We start from the raw sequence: 15,489 nt of genomic DNA on the forward strand, positions 1-15,489 counted from the left end.
GTTTGGGGGCGAGGGAACCCAAATTGAATGGAGCTATTTGTAGCGCCGATTCATACCAACAATGTAAAAAATTAACCCGCTGAACTCGTTTGTTTGATGAGTCACAGCGGCGGGCGATTATACATTAACCAATTCCTGTCGCAAGGGTCAGTTTTTGCGCAATCGATTAAACCCATCAAATAAATTTAAATGATGGGAATCATTTTTCTATATGTTCGAATTGATATTTATGACGCAGCTTTAGAAGCCGCGGCGAAACAGACCGGCTAAATAATTGAGTTCTTCTTGTGAGTCTGCGACTGATAAAGCTTCTAACCAAAGGGACTCACTGTAATGCTCTGCTTTGAGGAATAATTGGCAACCTTCAAAGTCAATCAACCAAGAGTGTATATCGGCATCCCACTGTTTCTCTATCACACTGGCCGACAGCATCGATACCAACTGTTCACCCAACTCCGGAAAGTAATCGAAATCAAAGCTTGGTGCGCTAATTAAAATACGCCCTTCACTTTGCTGGTACTCCATTAAACCAAATTGCTTATCCATGATGAGTTAAATGCTCCTGAATGAGATCTAAAAATGGGTCTGCGTACTTCTCTAGCTTGCGTTGCCCAACTCCATTTACGGCCAACATTTCACCGTAAGAGGTTGGCAGAATTTCGGCCATATCAATTAAGGTGGCGTCACTGAATACCACATAAGGTGGCAAGCCATCTTCATCGGCAATCGCCTTACGCAGTTTACGTAGCTTAGCGAACAGCTTTTTATCGTAGTTTTTGCTCGATAGCTTATCCGATTTAGCCGCGCGCGCAGCGGTATCGAGCCTTGGAACCGCTAACTCGAGCTCCATATCACCACGCAGCAATGGGCGCGCTTCTTCAGTGAGCTGTAACGTCGAGTTACGGGTGATGTTTTGGAATAATAACCCTTTGTGGATCAGCTGGCGGAAAATACTCACCCAGTAATCATGACTATGATCCCGACCAATCCCATACGTGGAAAGCTTATCGTGGCCATTTTCTCGAATACGAATGTTCTGCATCCCACGTAGCACTTCCACAACATAGCCAATACCAAAGCCTTGGTTAACTCGGTACACACAAGACAACGCTTTTTGCGCTTCTTCTTTGGCGTCGAATCGTTTTGGTGGATCGAGGCAAATATCGCAGTTACCACATGGCTGCTCGCGATATTCACCAAAGTAGTTAAGTAGAACTTGGCGGCGACATGTCTGCGCTTCCGCAAAAGCATTCATCGCATTGAGCTTATGACTCTCAACCTGCTTTTGCGGGCCATCGTCTTTTTCATCCAACATACGGCGCAGCCAACTGATATCAGCTGGGTCGTAGAGCATCATTGCTTCTGCTGGTAAGCCATCACGCCCTGCTCGGCCAGTTTCTTGGTAGTAAGATTCGATGTTACGTGGAATATCAAAGTGCACCACAAAGCGAACATTGGGTTTATTGATCCCCATGCCGAATGCCACTGTCGCGACAACGATTTGAATATCGTCTCGTTGGAATGCTTCTTGAACGTAGGCACGCTCGTCGGTTTCCATACCCGCATGATAGCCCGCGGCACGAATGTGGTTGTTGCACAACTTTTCAGTCAGCATTTCCACTTTCTTACGGCTACCACAGTAGATAATGCCGCAGTTACCTTTTTGAGTATCAAGGTAACGAATCACCTGAGAAACAGGTTTATGTTTTTCGACCAAGGTGTAGCGAATGTTTGGGCGATCGAAGCTGCCTAAGTAGCTATGTGGTTCGTTTAGACTGAGGCGATGGACAATGTCATTGCGAGTCGCATCATCGGCTGTCGCAGTCAGAGCCATAAATGGCACGTGAGGGAACTGTTGCTTCAACTGCCCTAGCGACGCGTATTCCGGTCTAAAATCATGCCCCCACTGAGAAATACAGTGCGCTTCATCAACGGCAATCATCGAAAGCGGCAAACTTTCCAATCGTTCGATGAAATCGCGCATCAGCACACGTTCTGGCGACACATACACTAATTTAAGTGCGCCAGAATTCATGCGGTTGTAGACGCTAATCAGCTCTTCTCTTGGCATTGCAAAGTTAATGCACTCAGCCGCCACACCATTGGCTTTAAGCTGATCGACTTGGTCTTTCATCAATGAAATCAAAGGCGAAATCACTAAGGTTAAACCAGAGCGCACCAATGCCGGAATTTGGTAACACAGCGACTTACCGCCACCGGTTGGCATAATCACTAGGCTGTCTAGGCCGTTGACTGCCGCTTCGATGACCTCAAGCTGACCATCACGGAAACTTTGATAGCCAAATACATCTTCTAAGATGCCTTGCGGCGTAGGCGCTTCCGCTTCTGGTTGCTGGGCTAACAGTGTCGAGGTCATGAATTATCTCAGTTGAATATCTACGGGTGCGTTACATACGTAAGGGGCACATTGTAGTGGGGAATTGGGGTGAATAAAACCGCAAATTGTTAGGTGAATCTGCACCGCCCTCGTATACTGACCTATCCATCCTAATCACTTTGCACTGTGACGTTCCATGACATTAGAAGAACAACAAAGAGCACGCCAAGGCGTGTTACTCGCGATTGGCGCTTACACCATGTGGGGTATCGCCCCGATCTACTTCAAAGCGCTCGGTGAAGTCTCCGCATTTGAAATTCTGAGCCACCGTGTAGTGTGGTCATTTTTCTTGCTAGCAGGATTGCTGCACTTTAGCCGTCGCTGGCGAAGTGTGCGCGGTGTAATGAAGTCAAAGACCAAGATGATCTACCTCGTGACAACGGCAGTCCTAGTTGGCATAAACTGGTTAATTTTCATTTGGGCGGTGAACGCGAATCATATGCTGGATGCCAGCTTGGGCTATTACATCAACCCATTGATAAACGTGTTGCTCGGAATGATTTTCTTAGGCGAAAGACTAAGAAAGCTGCAGTGGTTTGCGGTTGCGTTAGCCGCATGTGGCGTATTAGTCCAACTGATTGCGTTTGGCTCAGTGCCTGTCGTGGCAATTGCGCTTGCGATGACTTTTGGCCTCTACGGGCTGCTGCGTAAAAAAGTCAGCCTAGATGCACAAACAGGTTTGTTCGTTGAAACCTTAGTGTTGCTACCAGCAGCGTTGGTTTACTTACTGTTTATTGCCGACTCGGCCACATCCAGCTTCGCAGACAACCCAATGACGCTCAACCTGCTCCTGATCGCCGCAGGTGTAGTGACCACCCTACCACTACTGTGCTTTACTGGCGCGGCCACGCGTTTAAAGCTGTCGACTCTGGGCTTCTTCCAATACATAGGCCCAAGCTTGATGTTCTTATTAGCCGTGCTGATCTACGGTGAAGATTTTACCCCAGACAAAGCCATCACTTTCGCCTTTATCTGGGGCGCACTGGTGGTATTTAGCTTCGATGGTTTACGTAATAACAAGAAAACCAAGCGTGCTAATCAAGTATCGAAGTAACCACTGTTCGAATTGATCGTTTTTTACAAGACAAGTTCAAATTTGAAAGATAAGCTTGGTTATATTCTAACCAAGCTTTTTCGTGCATGGATACTGTTCACTACTACAACACCGCCGATAGCTCGCTCAATTTAATTGAGGCGAATTACCACAAGTTCGCATTTCAGCGCCATTATCACTTGGATTACCATATTGGCTTAATCACCCAAGGTGAACAGAAGTTCCACACCAAAGGCAGCAGTCATCATGTCGGAAGTGGGCAGATTGTGATTATGCCGCCAGACGAACTGCACGATGGGCACTCCCAACTTGATTCTGGCTACCAAGTCCGTGTCTTTGCGATCGAACCACACTGGCTGAGCGATCTGGCCGATCTTAAGCAAAGTGGTCAAATGATGCGCTTTAATCAGTTGATCATCTCGGATCGAGCTGTTTTTTCACAATTATTTAACCTTCATCGTGCATTAAGCCAAGATAACCTCAGCCAACTAGAGAAAGATTGCCTACCTTACCAAGGACTTAGCCATTTATTTACCCATTATGGATCCGTCCAACAAAAAGATCCGATTGCGCTGGGTAATCAATCGCTGGCAACCTTAAAAGACTACTTACTGGCGAACCTCGACCAAGCGGTACGATTAGACCAGCTGTCCGATTTATGCCAACTCAGTCCAACCCAGTTTCAGCGCCACTTTAAGGCCAAAACTGGCTTTACCCCTTATGCATGGCTGAGCCGCCTACGCTTAGAGCAGGGAATGAAACTACTCAAATCGGGCTGCAAAGGCACACAAGTCGCCCATCAAGTTGGCTTTTACGATCAAGCTCATTTCAGCAAAGCATTTAAAATGACTTATGGTGTTTCCCCTTCTTATATTAGCGGCTGTCAATAATTTACAATCGCGGTACTTTGGGTTGTGGCACACTCTGAGCCATTAATCTGCTTACAAGTACCACACCCATGAACGAAACCACTATTTTACTCACCTTAGCCAGCGTCCATTTCATCGCGTTAATGAGCCCAGGACCAGATTTCGCCTTAGTGGTACAAAACGCCACTCGTTATGGACGACAAACGGGTTTGTATATTGCTTTGGGGCTGTCGGTTGGCATCTTACTTCACTCATTACTGAGCCTGACAGGCGTTAGCTACTTAGTGCACCAGCACCCTACTCTGTTTGCCTTATTGCAATTAGCTGGAGGTAGTTACTTAGCCTACTTGGGCTACGGTGCACTGACAGCCACCACAGCTCGACTGCGACAACCAAACGATGGCTCACAACCTACGGTTAAGCCGCATTTGCTATTGAGCAACAAACGCCAAGCATTCTCACGTGGATTCGCCACTAACATCCTTAATCCAAAAGCCTTAGTGTTTTTTGTCAGCTTGATGTCGAGCTTAGTTCCAGCGGGTATGTCGTTGGTTGGAAAAGGCATCGCGCTAGTGATCCTATTTGGTTTATCTATGCTGTGGTTTTCGCTACTGGCTTGGGTTCTGTCGACCGCCAAGTTACAAACTAAGTTGCTTAAGGCCAGCGTGTATATAGATGCGGTTTGCGGCCTAATCTTTAGCACCATTGGCGTCAGCATCTTTATTCAGTCAATCCTGTCGCTGGTCGGCTAATTCGCAAACTTGAATCACGCTTACAATTTGATAACAAAGGGCTAGACCTGCTCAATATCCACTGCCAATCTGTCTCTGAAAACTGATACCTCTGTTTCAGTCTTAAAAAACCATGTCTCAGAAAATAATAACAAGGAGAACACGATGCTGTGGAACAAAAAGCTCATCGTAACTTGCGGGGCTCTACTCGCATCCCAAGTCAGTTGGGCTAATCAAGCTGCCGATGCCGTCGCTCCAGAACACAGTTCTGGTTTCGAAAAGAAATCTCTGGTCAAAGCCAGTGATTGGATGGTGACAGCGGCCAACCCTATCGCAACTCAGGCAGGCGCCGATATCCTCAAACAAGGCGGCAACGCGATTGATGCTATGGTGACCGTACAGCTGATGCTGGGGCTAGTCGAGCCACAGTCTTCGGGTATTGGTGGCGGCGCGTTCTTGGTGTACTGGGACGCGAAGAACAATCAGCTCACCAGTTACGATGGCCGAGAAACAGCCCCGCTCAACGCAACACCCAAGTTGTTCCTGGATGAATCGGGTCAACCCATGAAGTTCTATGACGCCGTGGTCGGTGGCCGCTCTGTTGCGACGCCGGGTACTGTTCAATTGATGTGGGATACCCACCAAAAGTACGGCAAGCTAGAATGGGCAAAGCTGATTGCTCCTGTGATCAAAGTGGCTGAACAAGGCTTCGAAATCAGTCCACGTCTCGCTACGCTGATCGACAAAGACCAACAACGCTTAAGCCGCTTTGCGGCTACTAAAGCCTATTTCTTCGATGATAATGGCCAGCCCAAGCAAGCAGGGACCTTACTGAAAAACCCAGAGTACGCCGCAACCTTAACGGCTATTGCTGAGCAAGGGGCGAAAGCCTTCTACCAAGGCGACATCGCGCAGAATATCATAGATACAGTAAAAAACGCCCCGGGTAACCCAGGCGTGCTGGCTCAAGTCGATTTCGACAGTTACCAAATTAAACAGCGAGAACCGGTATGTTCACCGTATCAAAGCTATCAGGTATGTGGCATGGGGCCACCAAGTTCAGGCGCGCTGACCGTTGGGCAAATTCTGGCAATGACCGAACAGTTTGATCTACGTTCATGGGGAGCCAACAGTGCGAAATCTTGGCAGGTGATTGCCGATGCTTCCCGTCTCGCGTTCGCTGACCGAGGCCTGTACATGGCCGATCAAGATTTTGTTCCTATGCCAACCCAAGGTTTACTTGATACAAGCTACATGAAAGACCGTGCAAAGCTGATTACTCCGGGCAAAGCGTTAGAGTCGGCCCCTGCGGGTAACCCTCCTTGGGCTCACGCTATGAAACTCAGCCAAGATGAGTCGATTGAACTCCCTTCAACCAGTCACTTTAATGTCGTCGACCAAGACGGCAACGTGGTATCCATTACCACCACTATTGAGAATGCCTTTGGTTCACGCTTAATGGTGAACGGCTTTTTACTCAATAACGAACTGACTGACTTTTCTTTCCGCACACATAGTGACGGCAAGCCAATCGCTAATCGGTTAGAACCAGGCAAGCGCCCACGTTCATCAATGGCACCGACAATCATGATGCAAGATGGCAAGCCTTATATGGCTATAGGCTCTCCCGGTGGCAGTCGCATCATCGGCTATGTCGCACAAACCATTATTGCCCACACTCAGTGGGACATGGATATTCAGCAAGCAGCTAATCAACCGCGCTTACTCAACCGCTTTGGTGAGTTGGATGTAGAACAAGGGACATCTGCGGAAACGCTTAAACCTGAGCTAGAGAAAATGGGCTTTGACGTTAATGTACGCGACCTAAATTCGGGTATTCATGCAATTAGATTGACTAAAGATGGATTAGAAGGCGCAGCCGACCCACGCCGAGAAGGGACAGCGATAGGCCACTGATCACATACATTACTCGATCCGCTCACCCTCTTGTGCGAGATCTCGCACAAGAGGGTGAGTAAAACTCTCTTTTTACTACAGATAAAAGAATATAAAAAAACATAACCCATTGATTCAAATGGACATGACTAGTTATTAACCACTCTATTGAGTCAAGTATTTATACTGAGTGCGTTGCTGATAAATCAGGAATCGATAATATTAACCCTGTCGGAAGGAGTCTGACACGGAACAGGAAAAAGCCACGGACTTGGTTATCTTCAGGATGAAGATTCGATTATTTAGGATGAATAATCGGCATGGATAGCGAAATGGACATTGAATGGACGCAATAGTAACTAGGATGGTTGCTACTAAGGAAAGACAATGGACACCTCTGGACGAGGAAAGGACTGAACATCAGGATGATGTAAGGGACACCGCTCAAGGAACAAGTGAAGCGCGCTAACGAGGATTGTTGGCAGACCAGGATAAGGTCATGGACACCGCTAGGATGGCGACGAAAGGAATACGCTGAAGGATTACAGCACACTATCATGGATTAGATGCATGGAGCACACTTAGTAGCCGGATTGCTGCGAGTAAGACTACGACCCCGATGAGCGCAAGCTCTCGGGGTTTTTCTTTTTTAATCCTACTATCTTTACCCCTGTGGATTTCTATCCAACTTAAATGGGATAAATCCCCTCTCTCACATAAAAATTCACACTTTCACGGTTCACTTCTTGGCCATCTCTACGTAATGTAGTTGCCATGAAATTCAATCAGTTTCATAACCACACACATAATAAGGACTATTATCATGTCAAATGTAACTTTTCAAGGCGCTGCTGTACCCCTTTCTGGCTCTTTCCCTGCGAAAGGCACTCAAGCCACTTCCTTTTCTCTTACTGCAGGCGACCTTTCAGAGCTGACTCTTGAGGCGCTCAAAGGAAAGAAAGTTATTCTAAACATCTTCCCAAGCATCGATACGCCAGTGTGCGCTCAAAGCGTCCGTGCGTTCAATGAGAAAGCAGCTAACCAAGACAACACGGTTGTGCTATGCATCTCGGCTGACCTCCCATTTGCAGCAGGCCGTTTCTGCGAAGTAGAAGGCATTGAAGGCGTACAACACGCTTCAACGTTCCGTTCTCCTGACTTTGCTCAAGCGTACGGTGTTGCGATCGCAGAAGGTGCATTGGCTGGCCTAACCGCACGCGCAGTCGTGTGCATCAATGAAGAAGGCCTGATCACTCATAGCGAGTTAGTAGCAGAGATCACTGAAGAGCCAAACTACGACGCGGCACTGGCTGCGCTGTAATAGACTCGACTCAATAGTAAAAGAGCTGCCAATGGCAGCTCTTTTTTATTAACAGTTAGGTACGTGAAGGCTTTACAGCTTTTCTAGCCGCGCATACGCCGTGACCAACCACTTGATCCCTTCACCATTAAAAGCAACTTGTACGCGGCCTTGTGGGCCACTGCCCTCAAAGTTAATGATGGTACCTTCACCAAACTTAGGGTGCATCACGCGTGAACCAAGTGCAAAGCCGGTTTCATTGAAGTTCTCTTTCACCGCAGTCTGACTAAAGCGACCACTGCTCGCTGGGCGACTGACTTGGGCTTTCATACGTACTTCGTCTAAACAGCCTTCTGGCAGTTCACGGATAAAGCGTGACGGTTTGTGATATTTGTCCTGACCATAAAGACGACGCATCTCGGCATAAGTAATGTAGAGCTTTTCCATTGCACGCGTCATTCCTACATAACATAAGCGACGCTCTTCTTCTAAACGCCCCGCTTCTTCCGCAGACATCTGGCTTGGGAACATGCCTTCTTCGACCCCAACCATAAACACCATTGGGAACTCTAGACCTTTTGCACTGTGCAGCGTCATCAATTGCACGGCATCTTCAAATTCATCTGCCTGCCCTTCACCGGATTCCAACGCCGCGTGAGTTAAGAAGGCCGTTAGCAAGGTCATTTCTTCCGCTTCTTCCGGCTTCTCGAACTGGCGAGTTGCGGTCACAAGCTCTTCCAAGTTCTCAATACGCGCCTTGGACTTTTCACCTTTTTCCTGCTCATACATGGCATACAAACCAGAGTACTTGATCACATGGTCAGTCTGCTCATGCAGTGGCATTTCTACCGAATCGTCTTCCAGGGCATTAATCAGCTCAATAAAGCGACTTAATGCTCCCGCAGCACGGCCTGGTAACACTTGTTCGTCCAAAAGAGCTTGAGAGGCATCCCACATTGTCGCGCCGCGATCTCGCGCCGCAAAACGAATGGTCTCTAGCGTTTTATCACCAAGGCCACGTGTTGGGGTATTCACTACTCGCTCAAATGCTGCGTCGTCGTTACGGTTAGCCATCAAACGCAGGTAACTTAAAGCGTCTTTGATTTCCTGACGCTCGAAGAATCGCATGCCGCCATAGATTCGGTAAGGTAAGCCCGCTTGAATTAACGCTTCTTCCAACACGCGTGACTGGGCGTTATTTCGGTATAGCATTGCAGAGTCGTTCAGAGCTCCACCTTTATCCTGCCACTCTTTGATCTTGCTGACCGCAAAGCGTGCTTCGTCTAGCTCGTTGTAAGCAGAATAAACCGAAATGGGCTCACCCTCTTTACCCTCTGTCCACAGCTCTTTACCCATACGCTCAGTGTTATTAGCAATCAGGGTATTCGAGGCTTCCAGAATAGTTTTGGTCGAGCGGTAGTTTTGCTCGAGGCGAATCGTATTAACGCTTGGAAATTCAACAGTGAATTTTTCAATGTTTTCGACTTTAGCACCACGCCAGCCGTAGATAGACTGGTCGTCATCACCAACGATCATTACGTGACATTCAGGCCCAGCCATCATACGTAGCCACGCATACTGAATGTTGTTGGTATCTTGAAATTCGTCAACCAAAATATGTTTAAAGCGCGCTTGGTAATGCTCACGAATGTGTTTTTTATCACGCAGTAACTCGTGTGCTCGCAGCAGAATTTCCGCGAAATCGACCAGGCCAGCACGATCGCAGGCTTCTTGATATGCCGAGTAAAGCTGCAGGTACGTTTGCGTCACCGGATCGTGGTAGGCATCAATGTGGCTCGGGCGTAACCCTTCATCTTTCTTGCCATTAACCCACCATGCCGCTTGCTTAGCTGGCCACTGCTTTTCATCTAGGTTCTGTGCTTTGATTAAGCGACGCAATAGGCGAATCTGGTCATCGGTATCGATGATTTGAAAATCTTCCGGTAGCTTGGCATCAAGATAGTGCGCTCGAAGAATACGGTGACAGATGCCATGAAAAGTACCGTTCCACATGCCAGATGCGCTGCCCATCATCAGTTCTTCAATACGACCGCGCATTTCTGCTGCCGCTTTGTTAGTAAAGGTGACCGACATAATGGAAAACGGAGAGGCTTGCTCGACCGACATCAGCCACGCAATACGGTGTACTAAGACGCGAGTCTTACCACTACCCGCACCCGCAAGCACCAACAAATTCTCTAACGGCGCAGCGACAGCTTCACGTTGTTTATCGTTGAGACCGTCGATTAAAAGGTTGGGATCTATCATGGCTAAGCTACTGGTTATTTATACATGGACGGTGATTATAACCTAAACAACTCACCGATATCAGACAAAAAACGATAAAAAATTCGCTGATTTTTTACACACTAAATCAATAAGTTAAATTAAAATTTGAAATAAATTGATAATAAAACATAACTTTTGTGAAAGTTTTTCAGCGCATTTTCTATCCTTTAATTTAAGCAAGTTGATGAATTACCTGATGATTCACTTGCTCAATCAAACAAAGGAATAAAGTCTGAGGAAATTACTATGAAAAAGTCTAATCTTGCTGTTACCGCTGCTGTTACTGGTCTTCTTGCTCTAGGTGGCACTATGCTTACTGCCGCTCCTGCTGTCGCTGCTGAAAAAGAAAAATGCTACGGCGTTTCTAAAGCAGGTAAAAATGATTGTGCAACTAAAACAAGCTCTTGTGCAGGTACTGCAAAAGAAGATAACCAAAAAGATGCGTTCGTAGTCGTTCCTAAAGGACTGTGTGGCAAACTTACTGGTGGTAGCACCGAGTCTGCTTAAGCAAGCTCTGCAAATAAGTAATCTAAGGTGTGCTGACGCTCAACCAGCACACCTGATTTATTTCTACTGATTGCTTGTTTCTATCTGCCGTTAGCTTCTACAACATTAAATTAGGATTATCGCCGTGTCGCATGCCACTTATCACAATAAAGTTGGGGTTGGTTTACGCACACCTCACCTTGAGTTTTTCGCTTCCCAACCGCCAATGCTGGATTGGTTGGAAATTCATAGCGAGAATTACTTTCAGCCGCATTCGTCGGCGCGCAAAGCACTCAGGGCGATGTCCAATCAATATCAAATCAGCTGCCATGGCATCGGCTTGTCACTCGGTAGTGTCGAGCGAGTTAGCCAATCACATCTCGCCCAGCTCAAAGAGCTGATTAACGACATTAACCCCTTCCTAGTGTCTGATCATTTGAGCTGGAGCGAGAATGGCGGCGTCTATTTCAACGATTTACTTCCACTACCCTACACAGAAGAAGCTTTGCAAGTTTTTTGCCGAAATGTACTGGAAGTACAAGACACGCTGGGTCGTGAGTTGTTGATTGAAAACCCATCCAGCTATTTGAAATTTAACCATTCCACTATTTCGGAATGGGAGTTTCTAGCCGAAGTGCATAAGCGTACCGATTGTCGGCTGTTGCTTGATCTCAATAACGTGCACGTCTCAGCGTTCAATCACGGTTTCGACTGCGACACCTATCTCAATGCCATTCCGGCCCATGCCGTCGATGAAATTCACTTAGCTGGTTTTACCGTTAAGGAGCTTGAAAAAGGTAAAATATGGATTGATACCCACAGCCGACCAGTCAGCCAAGAAGTGTGGCACCTATTTGAAAAGTGGACCACGCAGCACGGTGCGAGGCATACGCTAATTGAATGGGATCTCGATATCCCAGAACCGCAAGTGCTGCTGCACGAAGCCAGTAAAGCCAGCGATCTGCTTTTGCATATTGAGCAACTCAAGAGGCAAGCGTCATGACGGTTTCACTTGCACAATTGCAGGGCCAGTTTGCTAAAGCGCTGCATTATCAGGCCACAGGAGAAGAATGCCATGTCGTTAGCGATTTATTCAGCGCTGATGAACGGATGCAAATCTACCGCAATAACTTTGTGATCAGTTTGAGTGAAGTGCTGAGTGCCACCTATCCTATGGTCGAGCAATTGCTTGGCGAAGAATGTTTTGCTCAGCTGGCACGTCAGCATGTCCTCGGCTACCCACTGACTCAAGGTGACGTCAGTCATTATGGTGAGCATTTCGCTCGTACTATTGAGCAATTTCCTGCGGTATTAGAAGCGGCGCCCTATGCAACAGAGGTGGCTCGTTTCGAATGGTCGATAGACCTCGCTCAACAACAATTTAACTCTCTCGATTTGGCCACTGACGTCCGCCCGCTGAGTGAACTCAGCCAAATTGCCCCCGAATTACACGGCCAACTGCGATTCCATCTTCAGCCTAGTGTGATTGCGTATGCTTCACAGTATGCAGTGTTCTCTTTGCAGCTTGCCATTTTGAACCAACAATTCGACGGCTTAGAAATCAATCAAGCTGAGCAAGGTGTGATCGCATGTGATTCCCAAGGCACCCCATACAGCAAATCGCTGCCAGAAACCCAATTTCAACTGCTTAGCCACTTACAGGCTGGGCAATGCTTGGCTGATGTTCCAGCCGAGTTACTTGGCCAATTGAATGGCCTGATTGAGCTAGCCCTTATTGCTGGCTTCACCCTTTCCCACGAATAAGGACAGAGCGATGACAAATTCTATAAAAAACCTCGCCGAAACATACGACAGCTTAGTGTCCAAACTGCAATGTGGATTTGTACCACTGCTGCTGCTTTTCTGCCGACTTTGGGTCGCTTGGGTATTCTTTAACTCCGGACTCGTTAAAATCGCCTCTTGGGACAGCACGCTGTATCTCTTTGAATACGAGTACCAAGTCCCGATCCTACCTTGGCAACTCGCCGCTTACATGGGTACGGCTGCAGAGCTTATTCTGCCAGTATTCGTTGCACTAGGCCTGCTCACTAGACCAATGGGCGCTATCTTATTTGTGTTTAACATCATTGCCGTGGTTTCCTACCCACTCCTTTGGGAAAAAGGTTTCTACGACCACCAGCTATGGGGGTTAATGATTTTGATCTTCGTGGTGTGGGGGCCGGGACCTCTTTCAGCCGACAAATGGCTACGCAGTAAGTTTCTTTAAGCCGAGTTCATCTCACAGCCTGAATACCTAAACACAAAAAAGCCCACCGACTGGTGGGCTTTTCATTACTGATTGTTAGCGATTAAGCACTGCTATTACGCTTCAATTCCAGAATGGCGCAACAAGGCATCAATTTGTGGCTCACGACCACGGAAGCGTTTAAACAACTCCATCGGTTCTTCACTGCCACCCATCTCTAAAATATTATTCAAGAAGCTCTGGCCAGTTTCAGTATTGAAGATACCTTCTTCCTCAAAGCGAGAGAATGCATCCGACGACAAGACTTCAGCCCATAGGTAGCTGTAGTAACCAGCGCTGTAACCACCCGCAAAGATATGACCAAAGCTGTGAGAGAATCGGTTCCACTCTAAGCTTGGCAGTACTGCCACTTTCGATTTCACGTCCGCCAGAGTTTCTAGCACTCGCGGGCCGATTTCTGGGTCAAATTCCGTGTGCAGCGTAAAGTCGAACAAACCGAATTCAAGCTGTCGCAAAATAAACATCGCTGATTGGAAGTTCTTCGCAGCTAACATCTTATCGAGCATCTCTTTTGGCAGAGCTTCACCCGATTCATAGTGACCAGAAATAAAGGCTAGTGCTTCTTCTTCCCAACACCAGTTTTCTAGAAACTGACTTGGCAGCTCAACCGCATCCCAAGGAACACCGTTGATACCCGACACTGCTCCCGCATCGACTTGCGTTAGCATATGGTGAATACCGTGGCCAAATTCGTGGAACAGAGTTACGACTTCATCATGAGTAAATAGCGCTGGTTTGTCGCCAACAGGCTTGTTGAAGTTACAGGTAAGGTAAGCCACAGGAGATTGCAGTTCACCCGACTGAGTAATACGACGACCGCGGCAATCATCCATCCAAGCACCGCCACGCTTATGCTCACGTGCATACAAGTCTAGATAGAAGCTACCACGCAACTGGCCTTCAGCATCGAAAATCTCAAAGAATCGAACCGAGTCATGCCAAGTATCAACGCCCTGCTTTTCTTTTACGCTCATACCAAATACGCGGTTAAGCACTTCAAATAAACCACTAATCGCTTTCTCTTCAGGGAAATAAGGGCGCAGTTCTTCATCAGAGATCTGGAATAAGTGCTGCTTTTGTTTTTCGCTGTAGTAAGCGATGTCCCATAGGTTCAGCTCTTCTACACCAAAGTCGTTCTTAGCGAATTGGCGCAGCTGCTCTACTTCACGCTCACCTTGAGGTTTCGCTTTCACGGCAAGGTCGTTCAAGAAACCCAGTACTTGCGCGGGAGTTTCCGCCATCTTAGTCGCTAATGACTTTTCGCTGTATGTGTTGAAACCAAGCATGCGCGAAATCTCGTGGCGCAGTTTAAGTTGCTCAGCGATGATCTCACTGTTGTCCCACTTACCCGCATTTGGACCACGATCAGACGCACGCGTTACGTACGCTTCGTACAGCTCTTTACGCAACTCTTGATTGTCACAATAAGTCATCACAGGCAGGTAAGACGGCATGTCTAGTGTCAGTAGGTAGCCTTCAAGCTCTTTAGCTTCTGCTGCCGCTTGCACTGCGGCTAATGCCGATTCCGGTAAGCCTGCCAGTTCTTTTTCATCTGTGATGTGTTTGTTCCAGCCCATAGTGGCATCCAACACATTGTTTGAGAACTGCGAACCTAGCTCAGACATGCGCTTGCTGATCTCACCGTAACGGTGTTGCTCATCAGCTGGTAAGCCGATGCCCGACAACTCAAAATCACGCAACGAATCCGTGACCGTTTTCTTCTGAGCTTGAGTGAGCGTGGCAAACTCATCGCTCGCTTTAATGCTCTTGTAGGCTTCAAATAGCCCTTTGTGCTGACCTACCCACGTGCCGTACTCCGATAACAGAGGTAGACAGCTTTCGTAAGCTTCACGCAGTTCGTCACTGTTAACGACAGAATTCATATGGCTAACTGGCGACCAAATACGGCTTAGACGATCATCCACTTCTTCAATCGGTGCAATTAAGTTGTCCCAGCTAGGCTGCGTATTGCCTTCCAACACTTGCTCTATTTTTGCACGGCAATCCGCGATCGCTTTTTCTACCGCAGGCTTTACATGTTCTGGCTTAATTTCTGAAAATGGAGGCAAATCGGTGAAGCTAAGAAGTGGGTTCGACATAAATCTTTCCTTTTATTGGGGAAGCGAACTGACGGGTTCGTCTTAGTTATTTGTAGTTCGGTCTTAATCGTTCTTAAATACTAAATATAGGTAGGTTCAGC

Annotated in this window: 13 protein-coding genes; 9 read left to right on the plus strand and 4 right to left on the minus strand. The window is 47.4% G+C overall.

The genetic code is table 11. The annotated features are described in order from the left end of the window. Positions 1-240: 240 nt before the first annotated feature. On the minus strand, positions 241-546 hold the full coding sequence (locus tag ACXABW_RS14535; protein ID WP_457523260.1) for a DUF3630 family protein: 306 nt from the start codon (positions 544-546) through the stop codon (positions 241-243). Further along, a complete protein-coding gene (gene recQ / locus ACXABW_RS14540) occupies positions 539-2,377 on the minus strand; it encodes an ATP-dependent DNA helicase RecQ (RefSeq protein WP_457523262.1) in 1,839 nt (612 codons plus the stop codon). Before recQ ends, ACXABW_RS14535 begins: the two co-directional genes overlap by 8 nt. Positions 2,378-2,534: 157 nt before the next feature. On the opposite strand from recQ, the gene rarD reads away from it, so the two are divergent. From rarD to tpx, 5 genes are all read left to right on the plus strand, one after another. Next, a complete protein-coding gene (gene rarD, locus ACXABW_RS14545) occupies positions 2,535-3,452 on the plus strand; it encodes an EamA family transporter RarD (protein WP_457523264.1) in 918 nt (305 codons plus the stop codon). A gap of 86 nt (positions 3,453-3,538) precedes the next feature. After that, positions 3,539-4,342 carry an AraC family ligand binding domain-containing protein gene (locus ACXABW_RS14550; RefSeq protein ID WP_457523266.1) on the plus strand — a complete coding sequence of 268 codons (804 nt, stop codon included), beginning with the start codon at positions 3,539-3,541 and terminating at the stop codon, positions 4,340-4,342. 68 nt (positions 4,343-4,410) lie between these two features. After that, a complete protein-coding gene (locus ACXABW_RS14555; protein ID WP_457523268.1) occupies positions 4,411-5,073 on the plus strand; it encodes a LysE family translocator in 663 nt (220 codons plus the stop codon). A 144-nt stretch (positions 5,074-5,217) separates the two neighbouring features. Further along, positions 5,218-6,969 carry a gamma-glutamyltransferase gene (gene ggt / locus ACXABW_RS14560; protein ID WP_457523270.1) on the plus strand — a complete coding sequence of 584 codons (1,752 nt, stop codon included), beginning with the start codon at positions 5,218-5,220 and terminating at the stop codon, positions 6,967-6,969. Positions 6,970-7,771: 802 nt separating this feature from the next. Next, complete coding sequence (gene tpx / locus ACXABW_RS14565) at positions 7,772-8,269, plus strand: thiol peroxidase (protein ID WP_252028766.1); 498 nt, start codon at positions 7,772-7,774, stop codon at positions 8,267-8,269. Positions 8,270-8,341: 72 nt separating this feature from the next. Here the strand turns inward: tpx and uvrD are convergent, their stop codons facing one another. Next, positions 8,342-10,516 carry a DNA helicase II gene (gene uvrD / locus ACXABW_RS14570; protein WP_457523272.1) on the minus strand — a complete coding sequence of 725 codons (2,175 nt, stop codon included), beginning with the start codon at positions 10,514-10,516 and terminating at the stop codon, positions 8,342-8,344. A 267-nt stretch (positions 10,517-10,783) separates the two neighbouring features. On the opposite strand from uvrD, the gene ACXABW_RS14575 reads away from it, so the two are divergent. The 4 genes from ACXABW_RS14575 to ACXABW_RS14590 all read left to right on the plus strand — a co-directional run bounded on the left by ACXABW_RS14575 (position 10,784) and on the right by ACXABW_RS14590 (position 13,250). After that, the gene (locus ACXABW_RS14575; protein ID WP_252028770.1) at positions 10,784-11,044 is read left to right on the plus strand and encodes a BufA1 family periplasmic bufferin-type metallophore; all 261 of its coding nucleotides are present in this window, start codon (positions 10,784-10,786) and stop codon (positions 11,042-11,044) included. Between the two features lie 124 nt (positions 11,045-11,168). Then, a complete protein-coding gene (gene bufB / locus ACXABW_RS14580) occupies positions 11,169-12,026 on the plus strand; it encodes an MNIO family bufferin maturase (RefSeq protein ID WP_265686784.1) in 858 nt (285 codons plus the stop codon). Further along, positions 12,023-12,787, plus strand: coding sequence for an HvfC/BufC N-terminal domain-containing protein (locus tag ACXABW_RS14585; protein ID WP_457523275.1), 765 nt, complete (start codon positions 12,023-12,025; stop codon positions 12,785-12,787). Before bufB ends, ACXABW_RS14585 begins: the two co-directional genes overlap by 4 nt. A 10-nt stretch (positions 12,788-12,797) precedes the next feature. Further along, complete coding sequence (locus ACXABW_RS14590; protein ID WP_252028774.1) at positions 12,798-13,250, plus strand: DoxX family protein; 453 nt, start codon at positions 12,798-12,800, stop codon at positions 13,248-13,250. Positions 13,251-13,345: 95 nt separating this feature from the next. Here ACXABW_RS14590 and prlC read toward each other — a convergent pair whose 3' ends face one another. After that, positions 13,346-15,388 (minus strand): oligopeptidase A, encoded by a 2,043-nt coding sequence (gene prlC / locus ACXABW_RS14595; RefSeq protein WP_457523277.1) that lies wholly within the window; start codon positions 15,386-15,388, stop codon positions 13,346-13,348. Between the last annotated feature and the right edge of the window lie 101 nt (positions 15,389-15,489).

Source organism: Vibrio paucivorans, from assembly GCF_054053395.1.